General features: G+C 63.4%; 17 protein-coding genes. 2 read left to right on the forward strand and 15 right to left on the reverse strand.

Translation table 11 applies throughout. From position 1 onward, the window contains the following. Window positions 1-97 precede the first annotated feature (97 nt). On the forward strand, window positions 98-736 hold the full coding sequence (locus AC1DCU_RS00750; RefSeq protein WP_340569628.1) for a DUF6766 family protein: 639 nt from the start codon (window positions 98-100) through the stop codon (window positions 734-736). A 29-nt stretch (window positions 737-765) separates the two neighbouring features. Further along, entirely contained in the window at window positions 766-1,296 is a 531-nt protein-coding gene (locus AC1DCU_RS00755) for a cysteine hydrolase family protein (RefSeq protein WP_442251173.1), read from the forward strand. Between the two features lie 70 nt (window positions 1,297-1,366). Here AC1DCU_RS00755 and AC1DCU_RS00760 read toward each other — a convergent pair whose 3' ends face one another. The 15 genes from AC1DCU_RS00760 to AC1DCU_RS00830 all read right to left on the reverse strand — a co-directional run bounded on the left by AC1DCU_RS00760 (window position 1,367) and on the right by AC1DCU_RS00830 (window position 16,214). After that, complete coding sequence (locus AC1DCU_RS00760) at window positions 1,367-1,915, reverse strand: DUF4376 domain-containing protein (RefSeq protein WP_442251172.1); 549 nt, start codon at window positions 1,913-1,915, stop codon at window positions 1,367-1,369. Between the two features lies 1 nt (window position 1,916). Beyond that, complete coding sequence (locus AC1DCU_RS00765; RefSeq protein ID WP_442251171.1) at window positions 1,917-3,215, reverse strand: carbohydrate binding domain-containing protein; 1,299 nt, start codon at window positions 3,213-3,215, stop codon at window positions 1,917-1,919. 10 nt (window positions 3,216-3,225) lie between these two features. Further along, entirely contained in the window at window positions 3,226-6,063 is a 2,838-nt protein-coding gene (locus AC1DCU_RS00770; protein ID WP_478013521.1) for a hypothetical protein, read from the reverse strand. A 6-nt stretch (window positions 6,064-6,069) separates the two neighbouring features. Further along, entirely contained in the window at window positions 6,070-9,801 is a 3,732-nt protein-coding gene (locus AC1DCU_RS00775) for a phage tail protein (RefSeq protein WP_442251169.1), read from the reverse strand. Between the two features lie 66 nt (window positions 9,802-9,867). After that, window positions 9,868-10,035, reverse strand: a complete 168-nt coding sequence (locus AC1DCU_RS00780) for a hypothetical protein (protein WP_442251168.1) — start codon at window positions 10,033-10,035, stop codon at window positions 9,868-9,870. Window positions 10,036-10,090: 55 nt separating this feature from the next. Then, window positions 10,091-10,822 carry a hypothetical protein gene (locus tag AC1DCU_RS00785; protein WP_442251167.1) on the reverse strand — a complete coding sequence of 244 codons (732 nt, stop codon included), beginning with the start codon at window positions 10,820-10,822 and terminating at the stop codon, window positions 10,091-10,093. Window positions 10,823-10,855: 33 nt separating this feature from the next. After that, complete coding sequence (locus tag AC1DCU_RS00790; protein WP_442251166.1) at window positions 10,856-12,823, reverse strand: SPRY domain-containing protein; 1,968 nt, start codon at window positions 12,821-12,823, stop codon at window positions 10,856-10,858. 3 nt (window positions 12,824-12,826) lie between these two features. Further along, the gene (locus AC1DCU_RS00795) at window positions 12,827-13,063 is read right to left on the reverse strand and encodes a hypothetical protein (RefSeq protein WP_442251165.1); all 237 of its coding nucleotides are present in this window, start codon (window positions 13,061-13,063) and stop codon (window positions 12,827-12,829) included. Between the two features lie 56 nt (window positions 13,064-13,119). Continuing rightward, a complete protein-coding gene (locus AC1DCU_RS00800; RefSeq protein WP_442251164.1) occupies window positions 13,120-13,491 on the reverse strand; it encodes a hypothetical protein in 372 nt (123 codons plus the stop codon). 129 nt (window positions 13,492-13,620) lie between these two features. Next, entirely contained in the window at window positions 13,621-14,094 is a 474-nt protein-coding gene (locus AC1DCU_RS00805) for a phage tail tube protein (RefSeq protein ID WP_442251163.1), read from the reverse strand. Between the two features lie 78 nt (window positions 14,095-14,172). Beyond that, window positions 14,173-14,535, reverse strand: a complete 363-nt coding sequence (locus AC1DCU_RS00810; protein WP_442251162.1) for a DUF3168 domain-containing protein — start codon at window positions 14,533-14,535, stop codon at window positions 14,173-14,175. Next, on the reverse strand, window positions 14,532-15,035 hold the full coding sequence (locus tag AC1DCU_RS00815) for an HK97-gp10 family putative phage morphogenesis protein (protein WP_265951138.1): 504 nt from the start codon (window positions 15,033-15,035) through the stop codon (window positions 14,532-14,534). Before AC1DCU_RS00815 ends, AC1DCU_RS00810 begins: the two co-directional genes overlap by 4 nt. Continuing rightward, window positions 15,028-15,360: a phage head closure protein gene (locus AC1DCU_RS00820; protein ID WP_442251161.1), complete on the reverse strand. Its 333-nt coding sequence runs from the start codon at window positions 15,358-15,360 to the stop codon at window positions 15,028-15,030. Before AC1DCU_RS00820 ends, AC1DCU_RS00815 begins: the two co-directional genes overlap by 8 nt. Continuing rightward, entirely contained in the window at window positions 15,357-15,779 is a 423-nt protein-coding gene (locus AC1DCU_RS00825) for a head-tail connector protein (RefSeq protein ID WP_442251160.1), read from the reverse strand. Before AC1DCU_RS00825 ends, AC1DCU_RS00820 begins: the two co-directional genes overlap by 4 nt. 3 nt (window positions 15,780-15,782) lie before the next feature. Beyond that, a complete protein-coding gene (locus AC1DCU_RS00830; protein ID WP_442251159.1) occupies window positions 15,783-16,214 on the reverse strand; it encodes a hypothetical protein in 432 nt (143 codons plus the stop codon). Between the last annotated feature and the right edge of the window lie 28 nt (window positions 16,215-16,242).

Consider the following 16,242-nt stretch of genomic DNA (forward strand, 5'->3'; position numbering starts at 1 on the left):
TCATCACCTGCTACATGCTTGAAGTTCACCGCAAAGGCTATTGAGATCTCGTAGGCTCATCTTCGATTGCGTTCGAAAACTGGGCTAAAGGTGTGACATGTGGCGACGAAATGGGTTGTCCTTGGTTCTGCTCGGCTTAACTCTCTTGTTCATCGGAGGGCAGATAGCAACTGGCCTCAACGTGCACAATCAAGATCTCATTGAGCACGGCCGGGCGCCACTGGATCTCTGGAGCTACGTTGCCAGCGGTCACTTCATTAGTGCCACTTTTGAGAACTGGGAAAGCGAGTTCCTTCAGATGGGAATGTATGTACTCCTGACGGTCTCGCTGCGACAGCACGGGTCGGCAGAGTCGCGCCCCTTGGATCCGGCACAAGAGGAAGAACGGGTGGAAGCGGGGCCTACGCCCTGGCCAGTCCGACGAGGAGGATTGTGGAAGACCCTTTACGGCCACTCTCTTGCAATAGCCTTTGGTGCGCTATTCCTCATTAGCTTCAGTCTTCACGCAGTCGGAAGCTGGCGTGCTGAGCAAGTGGAAGAGCAGCTGATTGGAAGGCAGCCTCCCAGCTTCTTAGAGCACCTGGGCAGCAGCACCTTCTGGTTCGAATCAATGCAGAACTGGCAGAGTGAATTTCTGGCCGTCCTATCCTTGGTGGTGCTGACGATCTTTCTTCGCCAAAAGGACTCGCCGCAATCGAAGCCCGTACATGCGCCGCACGCTCAAACTGGAGACTGACCTTGGAGAGATCGCCAGGCAATACGGCATTGCTGATCATCGACATGTTCAGCCGCTTTGACTTCCCCGACGCAGCGCGCTTGGCACCGATCGCTGTAAAAGCTGCGACAGAGATCCTTCGCCTAAGGGAACACTGCGATTCAAACAACTGGCCGGTGATCTACGCAAACGACAACTTCTCGGACTGGAAGCTGGATTTCCAACAACAAGTCGCTCAATGCCTGAGGAATGGTGGCCCTTCAGCACGTATCGCCAAGCTCTTGTCACCAAAGCCCGATCACTACTTTGTCCTAAAGCCAAAGCACTCAGCGTTCCTCGCGACCCCATTACCAATCTTGTTGGCCAAGCTGGGTGTGCGTCGTCTCTGGTTAAGCGGTATGACTGCCGACTCATGCGTGCTGGCAACGGCTTTGGATGCCAATGCCCGCGAGTATGAAGTTCATGTCGCACTCGAGGCAACGGGGGGACAAGCCGCTAGGAAGCATCGGGCGTTACAAACACTGTCAGAATCGAAGGCGGCTGGCGTGGCGCGCGTTGCGTCGCTCCTTCGCAATAGCTGACTATTTTTTGGCACATGGCCGCAATCTGGCCGCAGGCCATGTTGTGGCAGCGTGATGGATGAGGTCGGAGTCAGTCCGCACCCAATCCAGCGACAGGTGGGCTTTCGTGCCCCAGGCCGGATTCCGATGGCCAGCCGCCCATCACGTCGTAGGCGTCCACGTCAGCCTGCGTCTGCAACTGCTCGATTGCGTCATGGTGCGCGCGCTCGGCGGTGAAGCAGGCCTGCACGTGGGCGGAGATGGCCAGGGCGATACCCTGCAGCTCCGGCGCGGTCAGCTGCACCCACCCACTTTGTGCCTTGAAGTCCACCGATTCCAGCCCGCCGAGCTGAATGGCCGACAGAACGCCGCTCAGGCGGTTCTGATCGTCAAGGTTGGTGCCGACTTGCACGCCTGCGATTGTGATACCACCAGTCTCGCGGTTCCAACGTTCCGCAGTTGCTGCAGCCAGCAGATCCGCTTTGACCTCGGCCAGCGACTTGGCAGGCATCACCGGCAGCGGTGTGTTGCCATCGTCCAGCCATTTTTCGTAGTCGTCCCACATCCAGTGGCCACGAGGGATGTTGGCACCTGTACCAATGCAAAGAATCATGTCGGGGTTTTCAGTGAGTTGGTACACGTTAGAACTCCGCGTCTGCAGTGAAGTGGAACCAGCCACCGAAGGTGCCAGCGTTGTTTACCCAATTGATTTCGCAGCCGCCTTCGCTCAGCCCGCGAACGGTGGGGACGCCGCTACTGTCTGCGTTGTCTGACATTGTGACTTTGTTCGGGTTGCCGGAAACGGCGCCGTACACTGTGACAGCCGGAGAAGTTCGCATGCTGACCGGGAACCGCAACGCATACGCCGTAAAGCTGGGTGAGTTGGTCCCGGAAATTTGCAGGCCCGTTGCAATCCGCCCGGGATCAGAGTTGGGCGTTCCTGCCTTGGTCGCCAAAGCGTAAGACTTAGAGTAATACCGCTGACACAGCAGCAATTCCTGTCCCACTGGGCGCCAGTCGTATTCGGTCGCCGTGGGGCCTTTCTCCATTTGCACTTGCGCCACTTCAAACAGGCCGGTTTGCCCGATCAACTGCCCACCAAACAGAGCTGGTCGGTCATCGGAGTAGAAGAACGTAAAGAGCAGGGCGTTACCGCCGCCCACCGTCTTACCGACGATTGAAGGCACGTCAAAGGTGACGCTGTACTTGGTGAACGTCGTGGTGAGGGTAATCACGTCCGGCGCAACAACTTGCACCAGCGCTGATCCACCACTACCGAAGTGCTGCTGAATCAGCAAGCCCACCTTCTTGCCCGCCACACCGCTGCGCATCCAGAAAGACACTGTGGCCTTCCCGCCTGCAAATGAATGCACACCCTCAATCCACTGGCCTACCCACGCCGATGTGACGCCGGAAACCACATTGAAACCGAGGAACCGCGTGGAATCTGGAATCTCGCCTGGGGTGGTTGAGCCAAGCCCCCAGTTACTTGTCACACCGGCCCCTGCTGAAGAGCAAATCCAACGGTCCGCCGTATAGGCTGCAGAGTTGGTGATGGTGCCAGGGTTGCCCCGCTGGTAAATGTCGAAGTTGCCATTGATGATGCGATTCTTGCCGAGGATGCGTGCCGACAACGAAGCATCAGCATTGGCACGCGCCGTTGCCTCAGCCTGCACTGCCGCGACGCGATCGGCGGTTTCCTTCGTGATAAGTGCGTGCTCTGCGTCGATTCGTCCAGCTAAGGCAGCATCGGCCGCAGCGCGCGCAGCGATCTCCTCGTCCAACCGCGCACCCGTTCCAGCTGTGCCACTCTCCAGCGCCTCCAACCGCTCTTCTGTCTCGGTGATGTTGGCGTTGTGCTTGATGTTGGCCGACCGTGTCGGCTCACCGAAGCGGCCATTTGGCTGCGGCGTATCAATGTCGATGTGTCGAAGTGCCATATCTGCTCCGTTACATTTCTACCGAGATCATCGATAGGCTTTGAGTGATGGTCTGCTGCTGGAACGTGCCAGACGTGTGCGTCACATCCTGGGCGGTGAACCCAGTGATGACGGCGCGGTACTGCATGGTTTCCGAGCTGGGGCTTGTGTCGTTCACGGTGAACGATCCACCCCAGTTCGATACGGCGCGGTCGGATGTGTCCGGCTCGTTCATGATGTTCACCGAGCCTCCGACGTTCAGCACCTGCCACAGCGTTTCGGCGTTGTTGCCGACCTTGCGGTAAATGTCGACGCGGGCTGTGTTCTGACCCGCCCCTGCTACGAAACCGGACGGGCCCAACGAGGTCTGCACTCGTTCATGCCGACGCGTAAAGCTCACGGTCACCGTTCGCACGCGGCCGTTGGTCGCAAACGGTCCATTCACCAGCTCGGTTCCGATGGTCTGCGTTGTCGTGGTCTGGACCGCGTTGCGCAGCACGCCTGCCGACAGCTGGCCACCGAAGTAGGCGCTGCCGTTGGCGTCCATCCACATCATGGCGTTGGTCTTCGACGCTGCGGCCGCGCCCACGTTGGGGCCAAAGTAGTCGATGAGGTTGTCACCGTTGGCACCGAAGCCGGGACCGATGATTCTCTGAGCTGCCCCCTTCCAGACACGCAGGTAGCCGTTGCGCCACTCCATGCCCTCGGCAGCGCCGTTCGGTGCCACGATCTCCATGCTGCTGGTCAGGAACCGCAGGCTGACCACGTTGCCGTCGTTACCCAGTTCCATACCACCAACCAACGGACCGTTGCCGCCGTCGGCGATCAGGTGCAGGAACGCTTTTGCCAGCACCTGCGCCAGGCCACCCTCGGTCTGCACGACCCGGGCTTCCATGCCCTGCACCACCTGCGCGCTGGCCTTGCCGTCCAGGTCGACGCGCACGCCCTGCAGTGACTCGGCCACCGCCTCGATGCCGTCGGCGTTCTGCTCGACCGATGATCGCAACTGCGAGACGGCTTCGGCCGATGCCTTCCCCTCCAGCTCAACCTGCACGGTGTCGATCCGCTGCGCCTGCGCGGAAACGTCAGTGGCCATCGCCTGCAGCTGCTGCGTGGTCAGGGCCTTGAACTGCCCGACATTTGCATCAAGCCGCACAACGGCCTCCGCGTTGGCTAGGTCACCCTCGGCAATGACCGTGTAGACCGTTTTGCTGCCGGCGAACACGTCCAAGTCGCCAGAGAAGGTGTCCTCATCACCGGCGTGATCCCCCTCCAGTTGCGCCGTCATCGAAGTGACGCGTTCCCCGACCGCACGCAGTCCGTCTTCTGTTTCCTCAACCTTGGCGCTGACCGTCTCCAGCGCTTCCACAGACGCCACCAGGCCTTCGCCGGCGGGCATGCGTGCCTTGACCAGCCGAATGGCCTCGGCGTTGGCGCTGTCGCCTTCTGCGCGCGCCTGGCGTTCCTCGGTGACGCTGGCCTCCGTTGCCAGCGGCCCATCGCCGACCGGCATCCGGGCCTGCAGGATCTCGATTGCGATCACCGCGGCCTCATCGGCGCTGACACGCGCGTCCCTTTCGGACGCGAACAAGCCGGTGGCCACCTGGGAGAGGTCTGTTCCCTCGTAGTCTCCGCGCAGCTGGGCCGCCAGGCTCTCCCGCTTGCTCGCCTCGGCAACGTCCCCCGCGACCCGCGCCCGGGCCTCCTCCTGCACCAGCGCCACGCCGGCACCCGGTGTCGGCCGGCCGATGGCCACCCAATCCACCAGGAAGTAGTTGGCCACCGCCTGCTCGTCGCCGAACTGCAGGCGAACCGCATCCACCTCGCCCGGCCACCAAGCAATGTCCGCCACGTCGACCGTGGCCACACCATGGTCATCCCACAGGGGCTGGGGGATTGGCGCCCGCTTGTCCACGTCCCAGTTCTGGTCCTCGGCCGTGATCCACTGCAGGTAGCCGTTCCACACCGGCGTGCCCACTCGCTTCACGCGCAGCTTGGCGAAGCGATAGGCGCTGCCGTCGATCTCCAACGCCGGCGGCGACTGCACCCATGGTGCCTCGGTGCCATTGGCCGGCCGCAGCCAGCCGTCGATCACAATGGGATCGGACCCGTTGCCGGTCCAGCCCTCGGCCGTTGTGTCGAAGTACCAGATTTTCCGGCTATCGAACTGCGTGCCGCTGCCGGCCACGATCTCCGACAGCGCGCGCGACAGTGATTCAACGTCGCTCTGGCGGGTTTCGGCCTCCAGCGTGATGGCGGCCTCGCGCGCCAGTCGCTCGTTGAGGTCGCCGTCTGCTCGGTGCTGCGCCTCCTGGGCGATTGCTTCCATGGCGTCCGACACGCCCTGCTGCCGCAGCGCCGCCTCGGCCAGCAGATCGCGTGCAGCATCGGCCAGCCCGTCGGCCCGGGCAGCGGCCTCGATTGCGTCCCCCTCGATGCGGTCGGCAATCTCCTTGGCCAACCGTTGCTGCTGCTCGATCAGGTCGTTCGTGGTCGGCGACGGCGTGGCCTCCACCACGGAACCAGAGCCCGGCTTTCCGCGCACGGTCGGGGTGATCCGAAACCACCACTTCGTGCCGCTGCCGTCGCTGTAGAGGTAACGGGTTTCGACGGTACGGTAAATCTCCGTCCACGGCCCCTGCGGGCTCGGCCCGCGCTCGATCACGTAGATCACCCCGGCCTGGTCGACCGGGTTCCATTCGATCAGCACACCATCGGCCACGGGGTTGGGAACAACCCCGTCCACCGGCGGCACCTCCGGCGGTCGATAGGCCACCGGGAACCAGGTCGAGTAGCGCGGTGCCGCCGGAGACGGGGACGGCAGCGCGCCCACGCCAATTTCAACCAGCGTGAGTTTCCTTGCCAGCATTGCGGATTACCTCGCGTATACAGCGTTGAGAGATTTGCGCAGCGCGCTGCTGCTGGACGTGCGGACGCCTTGGGTGGTGGTCGCCAGCAGATCCCGCAGCAGCTGGTTCTGCTCGGTGAGCAGCGCATTGCCCTGCTGCACTGCTGTGGTGGTCTGTGATTGCGCGTCCTTGTTCACCACCAGGTCGAACACGGCACGGCTGAAGTTGTCCGGCATCGCTTCGATTGCATCGGCCAGTTGGCCCATGCTCGTGCCATCCTCCTTGTCCAGGTCGCCCACCTTCATGCCGTCGATCAGGCCGGTTACCTGGTCATACAGACCGTTGTAGTCCTTGCCGCTGGCATAGAGGTTCCGACCGAAGCCCAGCGCCGCCTGGGCCGCCGACTGCGCGGCGCTGGTATCGCCACCGGCCACCGCCCGCTGCAGCTCCTTCATCGCCTGGCCCAGCTTCTCCTGGTCCGTCAGCGGCGACAGGTCACTGATCGACAGGCCGTACTGCATGGCCTTCTTGTCCTTGTCGATCTGCGCCTGCAACTTGCCCATGTTCATGGCCCGCAGGGCTTCGATCTTGGCCAAGTCCTCAGCGCGCGCACCGGACAGGCCCAGCGCCTTGGCGTAGTCGTTGGCCGACTTCACCTGCTGGCGGTAGGTGCGCTCGATGGTCAGCGCCTGCTGCTGGTAGCTCGACAGGTCGCCGGTCATCAGCTGCGTGGAAACGTCTGCCATCAGCGTGGCGTAGTTGCCCAGCAGCCCCGTCACCTTCTGGACCTGCGTGGCCAAGTCGGTGCCGGCGACGCTGGCCAGGTCCTGGAAGTAATCAACGGCCTTGTTGACCTTCTCCACCTCCATGCCGCTGAGGGCGCGGCCCAGCTCGTCGGCATTGCCCACGGCCAGTGCGATGGAAGCACTGAGGGCCGAGAACACATCCGACGCTTCGAAGTAGCCATCCAGCTGGCCACCAAACCCTGCCGCCCGCACTGCCTCGGTAAACAGGCGGTCCGTCATGTCGGCCAGGTAGGCTTCCAGCTGGGCCTTCGCTTCCGCCGAATCCGCCGACAGCTGCAGCTTGCCCAGCGACACCTTCACCCCGGCCAGTTGCCCGGAGAGATCCACGCCCAGCTGCTTTGCCAGGTCAGTGGCTGCCCCGCGCACCTGGCGAGCCGCCATGTCGAACGTGCGATCAATGCCCGGATCCAGCGCCCCGTACTGCGTCCACTTCTTGTCCGAGCGGAACAGGCCGCCCTTGGCCTTGATATCGGCGTAGGACTGACCGTTGAAGCCCCCAAATCCGTAATCGCCCGTGATGCCCTGCCCGGTCACCTTGGGCGCACTGCGGCCGAACAGCTTGGCGTGGATGCTGGAGCCCGACAGGATGGACGCCGTCTTGTCGTTGAAGCCCAGGCCGCGGAAGCCCTTGTCCGCCAGCCCGACGGCGCCGGCCGTGGCGATCTTGCCCGCCCAGCTCTCGCCGTTGGCAATGTCCCAGCCCTGATCGAACAGCTCGGCATTCTTCATCATGCCGGCGACGACCCAGCCGATGATCGGCACCGCTGCCGCAGCGGTCGATGCGGCACCAGCACCAGCCGCCGCGGTCCCGCTCGCTGCAGAGGCGCCGCCGCCGGCGAACGCAGCCACGTTGTTGCCAAAGCCCGCGAGGCTACCGGCACTGATTCCGCTGCTCGCAGCACCTGCGCCAGCGCTGAACAATCCCTGCCCCTTCGACAGCAGGCCGGCGATGTTGCTCAGGTTCTTGCCACCGGCGGCCGATCCGTTGCCGCCGAATAGACCCATGAGGCTGTCCAGGCTGAAGCCGCCACCCTTGCCACTGATCCCATTCATGATCTGCGTCTGGATCGGGATAATCAGCTTCTGCTTTGCGATCTCGGCAATCATGTCCCGCAGCCCGCGCTTCGCCGCGTTCTTGAGGCCATCCCACAGATCGTCGAATTTGCGCATTCCATCCACTGCAAAGTCGGCGAACGCATCGACACCGTCGGCTAGGCCAGAGACGATTACGTTGGCCATCGCCTCGACGTGCGCTGCGGATTCCTCAACCTGCAGCGACAGTTCCGCAGCAGCTGCTGCCGCCGCCAGCATGGACTGCTCGTAGTCCTCGTAGCTGGCTGCCCCCTTGGCCAGCGCCAGTGCCTCCTTGCTGCCGGCCGCCTCGACTGCCTTCTGCAGTTCGTCGCGCATGTCCTTTTCGTTCACCAGCTGTCGGCGATACAGCTCGCGGGCGCGCCCAACCTTGCCCAGCATGACCAGCTCAGTATCGAACGTCGCCAGCAGCTGCTCAGGCCCGGCCATAGCCTTTTCAACTTCCGCAGCGACTTTGGCGTACTCCACTGCGCTCTGGCCCATGAGCACATTGGCGTCGGCCTGGGCAATGTTGCCCTTGGCCAGCAGCTCGTTGTACTCGGCCATGTTGCCAAGGTGTTTAGCCATGGCCTCGGCCAACGGCCCCTCCATGGCGCCGGCGGCTTCTTGTGCTTGCTGCCTGTAGCGTGCGATTTCCTCGGCGCGGCGCTTTGCCTCGTTGTCCGATCTTTCTCGATCAGACTTCCCAATATTTCCCGTAGGCTTGTAGCCAACCGAGTTCGACTTGAGGGCGGAATCAGGCAGCATCTGCCCGTTGTCAATCAGGGTGACTTGGGGCCCATATCGACGTGTCAACTCGCGCTGGATGCGAAGGCGCTCTGCAAGAAGCCGCTCAGCTTCCTTGTCGCGTTGGGGAGAGGGAGCCTCGACCGTGAGCAGCAGTCGGCGCCTTGCGCCAAGGTCGCCCATCTGCTCATTGAGCGCATCTTCTGTAGCGCTACTGAGAGCACCTGGAGCGGCACCCTCCAAGGCCTGAAGTTCCGCCATGCGGCCAATCAGATTGACGATCTGAACTGCACCGCTGGCCATCTCGCCCGTAAGCTCCGCGACCCAACGGGTGACGCTCGCGAACGCATTCCGCGTCTGCTGCGAAGCCATGAACTCTGTCAGGTTGTTCAGCTCGGGCAGCAGCTCCTCCGCGACACTGACCTTGAGCCCCTTCATCGCAAGGTCCGCTTCCTGCGTGATCTCGCGGAGGCGAACTGTCGCTTTCGACGTGTTCCCGTCAATGATCGCCCCCGCTGCTGCGGCGGCATCGCCCCACTGCTTGAACCCGGCACTGCTGTTCCGCAGGAGGGGAATCAGATGGGCCGAGTCACTGGCGATGGCCTCCATGTAGGTGACCATTTCCGATTGCGAAAGGTTCGCTCGCTCCAGGCTATTGAAGAACAATCCAAGTGCATCGGGACCTGAAAGGGTTCGGAACTGCTCAGCCGTTACCCCCGTGCGCTTGGCAATGTTCTCGAAGAAGTCGGCCATCGCGCCGCCGCCCGTCTGGACGTAGTCGCCGATCTTGTCCTGCACATCCTTGAAAATGTCCGCCAATTTCTCATGACTAATTCCGACCACGTTGGCACCCGCAGCCATACGTTGGAAAGTCTCTGAGCTACTGCCCGAGAGGGATGCAAGGCGCTCGTACTGAACTCCGAGTTCAGCCACCTCACGTGTCCAGGCTACTGCCGCCGCGCTTGTGCTCGTGATGCCTGCCGAAAGAGCCAAACCAATGGCCGTGCCAGCCTTCTTGGCAATAGCCTGCATGCGGTTCATCGATTGCTCGAACTGCCGAGCGGCTTGACCGGCGTCCTTTACAAAGGAGCCGGTCTTCATCAAAAGATCGACGGTGAGTGTGTAAAGAGACATTGCGGCTCCAGAAACGAAGAAGCCCCGCTCATGGCGGGGCTTTAGGTGGGCGCCGGTAACTCCGGCCTATCTACCCATGATCTGCGATTGGTGGCGCTCAGCCTGAATGACGCGAGCCAGCGCAACCAAGAAAATGCCGAACGCGATTGCGCCGACCCCCATGGTTGCCTTGGTGAGCATCAATGCTCCGGCCAATGCGGCCAAGAGCCCAAGAACTGTCAGCAGGATGTACATCGTTCCCTCTCTGCTTTGATTGTCCGGGAATGATGCCACTGTTGGAGGCTCTCGGTCAGGCGGGCACCTCTTCGAACTCCATGTATCCCGTGAAGTACTGTCGGCTAATGTTCTCCGCGCTCGGTAGCTGAGTTGGGTAGCCGTACAGCGCGGATCGCGCTGCCAGCCTCAGATCCAACGCCTTTGTTGCTATGTCCCTGTACTGAGGGACCACACAGGAACGGCGGCGCCCGGCCAGCGCCGCAGCGACTGTCTCCCAATCGCCCCCCGCCAGCCCGCCGCCCCGAACAACGTCGGTAGCCCGGCCCGAAAAGCTGCAGGTCAGGCGGCGGTACACCGCGCCGGGAACAGTGTTGACCTGACCGCCCTTCGTTCGCGTGTGAGCGCTGGTGTCGATGGTGGCGACACCCCATCCGTCGCTGATACCAACGTCGACAGCCTGGAAGATCGCAATCTCGCCGATATCGACGTTCGTCACCGTTGCGTCGATCTCCACCGACACAGTCGCAACAGGCACCTGCGCCTGTGGAAATAGCCACGCGCACACGCTGCCGTCAGGGAGCCGCGTGGTTGTGCCCACTGCGCCTGCAGCACGAACCTCAACGCCAGGAGGGACGTTCAGACCCAGCGCTGCCACGATCCCTGGCACGACAGCCTGTGCCAGCGTGACCGTGACAGACAACGGCCCCGTCCTGCGGATCCGGCTGGCGCGACCCGGCTTGCCATCGAACAACGCTGAGCCCTGATCGCTACTCAGCCACGTTCCGCCGGCCAGCGTCACGGTCACCGCTGCAGGCATTCCAAATCCGATAAGCACGTTTCACCCCCACAAGGTCAGCACCACATCACCCGTGGCTGGGTTTCGCTCAACTCTGCGCACCAGCACCGGCTTGCCGTCGGCCAGGCCGTACCGGCTGTAGGTCAGGCGGCCAATCTGCCCGGGCAGCGGCGCAAGTTGCTGATCGCCGCGGACGGTGACCTGATAGAAGAAGCGCTGCCGCTCGTAAATCGCCACCACCCGGTCGATTTCGGCCTGGGCATCGGCTGCCCGCCAGAACAGCGAGATCACCGGATCTGCTGCGTCTGCCCGGCGGTAGTGAGCGTTCAGCGGGCCCGCAGCGAATACCTGGCCGCGATAAAGGGCGGTCAACTCGTCGCGCCGCGCCTGCGGAACGTCGACCACATCGGTGACCAGATCCGACGCACCGAGAGCCTGGGCATTCGGCCTGTAGGCCATGCGCCGCGTCAGGCTGGGTGCGTCATCCGGCACGCCCACCAGGTCACTGGCCATATCGTCTTCGGTCAGCTCGAACGCCGGCACGCCCTGGTAGCTCTCCGGCGCCACCACCCGAACGAACCGCAGCACCCCCGTCGCATCTTGGTAGCAGCCCGTTCCGTAGCTCGGCAGAATGGCGTTGAGCGCATCGCGGCCCGTGATCGAGGTTCCCGCGTAGTAGCCGACCCCGGCGTAACCCGAGGCCGCATCCACGGCAGCGCAGTCCGCTGCCGACCATGCCCCCATGCTGAGCCGCCCCATGATCTCGGCGACCGCCACAGACAGCGTGGCGGGCGCCATGCCGCCCCCCACGCTGGACAGGTCAACCACAACCGGCGTCACTGGCGGAGACTTCATCAGCAACTGCTGGCGATCCGGAGCCACCTCGAACGTCCCCGGCTCCATCAGGTCGCCGCGATCCATGACGGCGTCGACGTAGACCGGGCCATCCGCCAGGAACATGGACGTGGCATCAGAGTTGCCGCCGGCCGCCGGCACGCTCGCCACCGCACCGATCACAACCGGCTGTGGCTTCCATGCCAGAGTCGCGACATTGGGGAGGAAGACGCCACGGTTGATGGGCTGGCTCAGGTAGTCGTGTGCATCACGCAGGTGCAGCGTCTTGCTGCCGTCGTCGTTGATCTCGATCTGATCGATCGCGCAACGGAACACCGGCACTGCGTCTGCGAGCATGGCGGTCTCATCGACCATCAGAATGCGGACCGATGCGCCGGAACCGCCCGAAAGGGCGAGGCCGTCAAGCATGCCTTCGCTATCGACCACAACGCACTCGGCTGCCGCCGTCTGCGATACCGGATCACCACCCCACGGCCAGAAACTCAGTTCCTGCACCAGGTTCACGCCCTCGGCCACCAACCCTTCGTAGCGGGCATTTGCGGGGCTGTCGCCTGGAGCCGAAAGCCAGTCGGCATCAGCAAGGCGAGTGGCAGAGACTTGCGCCTGATCCAGCCGCCACCCGGCAATAGCTGCATCACTGCGCGCGCCCCACTGCCCGGCGTTGACCGCCAGGCACAGGCCGCCCGCTTTGGTGGCCGCCAGAGACGCCGCAAAGTAGAGCGGCCCAGCCAGCAGCAAATCCCGCTGATGCACCATTGCCCCATTGAGGTAGAGCTGCAGGCGAGACGGGCCACCAAACACCACACGTAGCCCGACGATATCGCCCTTGGCCACTGTCGGCAGTCCAGTGGCAATTGCGCCGATTCCTTGAACCAGCCGACCGGTCGCCAGCTCCCACCCGATGCCAGCACCGTTGGAACCTGGCGACTCGTTGAGCGGCGCGGCTCCAGTTACAAACCCGACGACCGCCGCCAGATCGTCATCGCCCCACGCGGCGAACTCGACGCCCACCGTTCCGCTACCGAGCGCGAAGTCGGAGCGCGCGCACCTGTGCGCGTCCGCGGCAGCGGTAGTTGCGAGCGTAAGCCCGCCGTCGCGAGCTGCGAGCAGAGGGCCAATGGGAAGCGCTGCGAAGCGCCCGAAGGTGTCAGCCATGGGTCATCCAAGGGAATCGAACCACTCCTGCGCCTCATCGTCGTCAGAACGAGGCACCAGGGCGTCTAGGAAATGCTGCATGCCGCGCTTGGTTCCGCCTTGGCTGTGTGCAGCTGTGATGTACGCGATGAATGCAGCAGGCTTCTGGTGGATGCTGACTGGGTCGATGGGGTTGCGCTTGTGGAACTCCCACCACCACAGGAACTCCCGGCGCGACATAGTGGATCGCAGCTCCGCCACCGTGCGATGCAGATGGCCGGCAAGGACATGCCAGAACCAATCCTCGCCGCGCTGCCTTAGCCGTTTCCCGCTTCTTCCCGCAGGGCGTCAGCGTCACTTCCGAAGCCTGCGTGCTTGAGCGCAATGGTCTGCAGACTTGCCGCCACCTTCGGCTTCAACTCGCCGGCCTGCTTTTCAGTGAGTACCCGCTTGCCGCTCTCATCGCAGATCGTGGCCGCAATCAGCTTGGCACGGTCGGCGGTGCTCCACAGCTGGCGGAACTCGGTATCCGGCAGCGCGCGCACAAAGAACTCCGCCTTGGTGCCGTCCGGCAGTTCGATGGTGTCCGGCTGCACGTCCTTTGCGGCGAACAGGCCGGCGCTGGTGAACGCCTGAAGGATGCTCACCGTTCCTGCCAGGGCTTCGCTGTTGTCGTTGGTCTTGCTCATGGGCCGTTTCCTTGAATGGCGACAGGGCTCGCGGGCCGCGCACGGCTAACACGCGGAGGATCCGCGCGCCCTGCCAAAGAGAAGGCCCACCGAAGTGGGCCGAAGAGGGAGAAGGCGCCGTTATGCCGATCAGGGCGTCGGGCGGTGGGTGGTGACTGCGCCCGAGCCACGGATCGTGATCGTGGCTTTCCACACGTCGTTGTCCTGGCTGGTGACGGCGAAGTTCTGCACGAAGCCGTCGAACTGCTTGGACAGAACTGTGGTCGGCGGGGTGATCTTGCCGGCCACTGCCACCGGCTTCTCCACGCCCTCGGTCTCCGAGAGCGGCGCGGTCACCAGCCAGTTCACGACGGCGCCGGTTTCGTGCAGCTGCTCCATCTTCTCGTGATCCACGCTGTCGTAGATGATCTCGATGCTAGTGCTGCCGGTCTGCTTGCGGCCAGCGACGAACTGATCCCAGTCGTCGTCGTAGTCGGAAATATCGATCTCCGAGGCCTGGCCATCCGGGAAGCCGACCGAGCGCAGGCGGGTCACCTTGATGACCTCGGCCGCGGCAATGGCGACGAACAGTTGGGAGTGCTTCGACTTGATTACCTGTCCCATAGGGGTTTCCTTACGTTGTGCCCGTCGCCGGGCATGAAAAAGGCCCCTTGCGGGGCCGGTGGATTGCCGTTGAGTTGGTCAGCGGATCTGCAGCAGTCGAACATCGAAGGAGATGCCAAACGCGCCTGTATCGTCGTCATCAGGCGGGGGGTTGTAAGACTCGATGCTGCCTACGGTCTCGACAGCATCGCGAATTGCCACTGCGGCAGCATTGGCTTTGGACGTCGATTTCCCCCACACCGTCAACCGGACACGCCATCCATCGGTCGGCGGTCGCTCGGACAGCAGGTTGGTTGGCGATCCGCCCACAACGCCCCAGGTGGCGTAAGGCAATGCGGTGTCCTGCGGCGCAGTAGAGGGGAAAACACGGACGGGATCACCAAACAGACTTCGCACGGCCTCGTCGCCCTGCAGCAGCTGCTGGATAAGCGGCACCATCATTTCCACCCCCTTGCCTTCATTACCCGGTCGATAGCCGCGCGGGTCTGGTCGACAATCAGCTGCGCCGCCTGGGGCCCGTTTGCCTCGGCGGCTGGCGTCAGGAACGGCTTCGCAGCCATCTTCTTCGTGCCAAATTCCAGATAGCGCCAGTAGCTGGCCCAACCTGCCTGCACGTAGACTTTGCCAACCCGACGCTGCCGGCGGTTTCTCTTGGTGTTGGCGTACTTCGCACGCTTACCCGTCTTAACGCCAACGGTGAAGTACTCGCCACCTGGCCCAACGCCGGCCCTGTTGCGATTGCGCGCATTGGCCCTGCGTACCACGATCTGTGTGGCCAGGAAGCCACTAGCACGCGGCACTCGCGCGCGTGCCGCATCGCGGATCAGATTTCCGCCCCGACGCAGCGCGGTCTGCAGCGGCTTTCCCTGCAGCTCGACCGGCAATGCCTTCAGCGACGACAGGAGCCCATCAAGGCCGTGGATCTCGATCTGCTCAGCCATCGGATAGCCCCGCGTCTACCATCAAGGTAATGTGCCCCCGCGCCGTGGGATCAGGCAGGACAGCGCGGATTGCGTAGCGCTGGCCGTCAAACACCGCGCGCATTGTGTTCAAGACACCAGGCAGATACGGAATTTCCATGCGTGCTGTGACCTGGCCGTGCTCAGCCGATGCCGCTACGAATTCGCGCCCTGAAAGCGGCACCACCTCCGCCGGCACGTCTGCCTGCCAGTCCACCCACTCCAACTCATCGCCTCCAAGCGGATCCCGCACGGGTTCTTGCACCTGCAGGGCAATGCGATGGCGATACTTGCCGGCCCGCCTCATGGCAGCACCCGACGGTATGGGAACATCAGGCGATCCACGGTTGGATTCTCGACACAGGTCGCACCCACCACCAATCCTTCGCGATTGGCGTAGAGGTCGCCCAGCGTCAGCAAGATCGCAGCGCGCAGCGGCCCTGGCATCGGTCCCGGGGTAGTGGTGAAGAGAACCGGATACTCCCCGGCAGCGCTCGTCACCGTCGCCGGCTCAATGGGGAGAGGCGATTGCCGCTGTCCCACTGGCGTCCATTCGTAGGAAGCCTCCACCAACGCATAGCCGGTATTGCGCTCCACGGACTCGCGAGCAGCGGCAATGAACGCCCCGATCAGGGCGTCGTCGGCGTTATGGATTACGACAAGATGCGCCTTCGCTTCACTCAGCGACACAGGCTCCTCGGTCGCCGGGCTCACCGTGCGCAGCATGGGCTACTCCTCCGGCGTTGCCGCCTTGATCGCGTTGGGATGGGTGTCGATCAGCCCGCCTAGGCGCAGCGCCTCGGCGTGGGCCGCATCGACTTGGATTACTTGGCCAACCTTGCCCAAGTGGTTGTCGCTGAGCACCAGAGCCGCCACGGTCTCACGCTCCGACGGCTGCGGCGGCTGGTCCGGCGGCGACGCGGCGCTCTCTGCTTCGGCCGCGCCGCCGTCTTCGCCCAAGCCGTCGACCACCTGGCCGGCCTCGCCGATGACCACCTCGGCGCCGCCGGCACTCGGCAAATCCGCATCGCCGGTCAGTTCTTCGGGCTTCTCACCGGTGGACGCGCCAGCATCAACGACTACCGGGGCCGTGACGGGCGCGCCAGCCTCGGCCGCGACAACTGGCGCAACCCGCGTTGCGGTGTTCTTCTGCTTTGCCATGATCGTCTCCGAGGGACGCCCCACGCGG

It is taken from the genome of Stenotrophomonas sp. 10L48 (assembly GCF_056395105.1).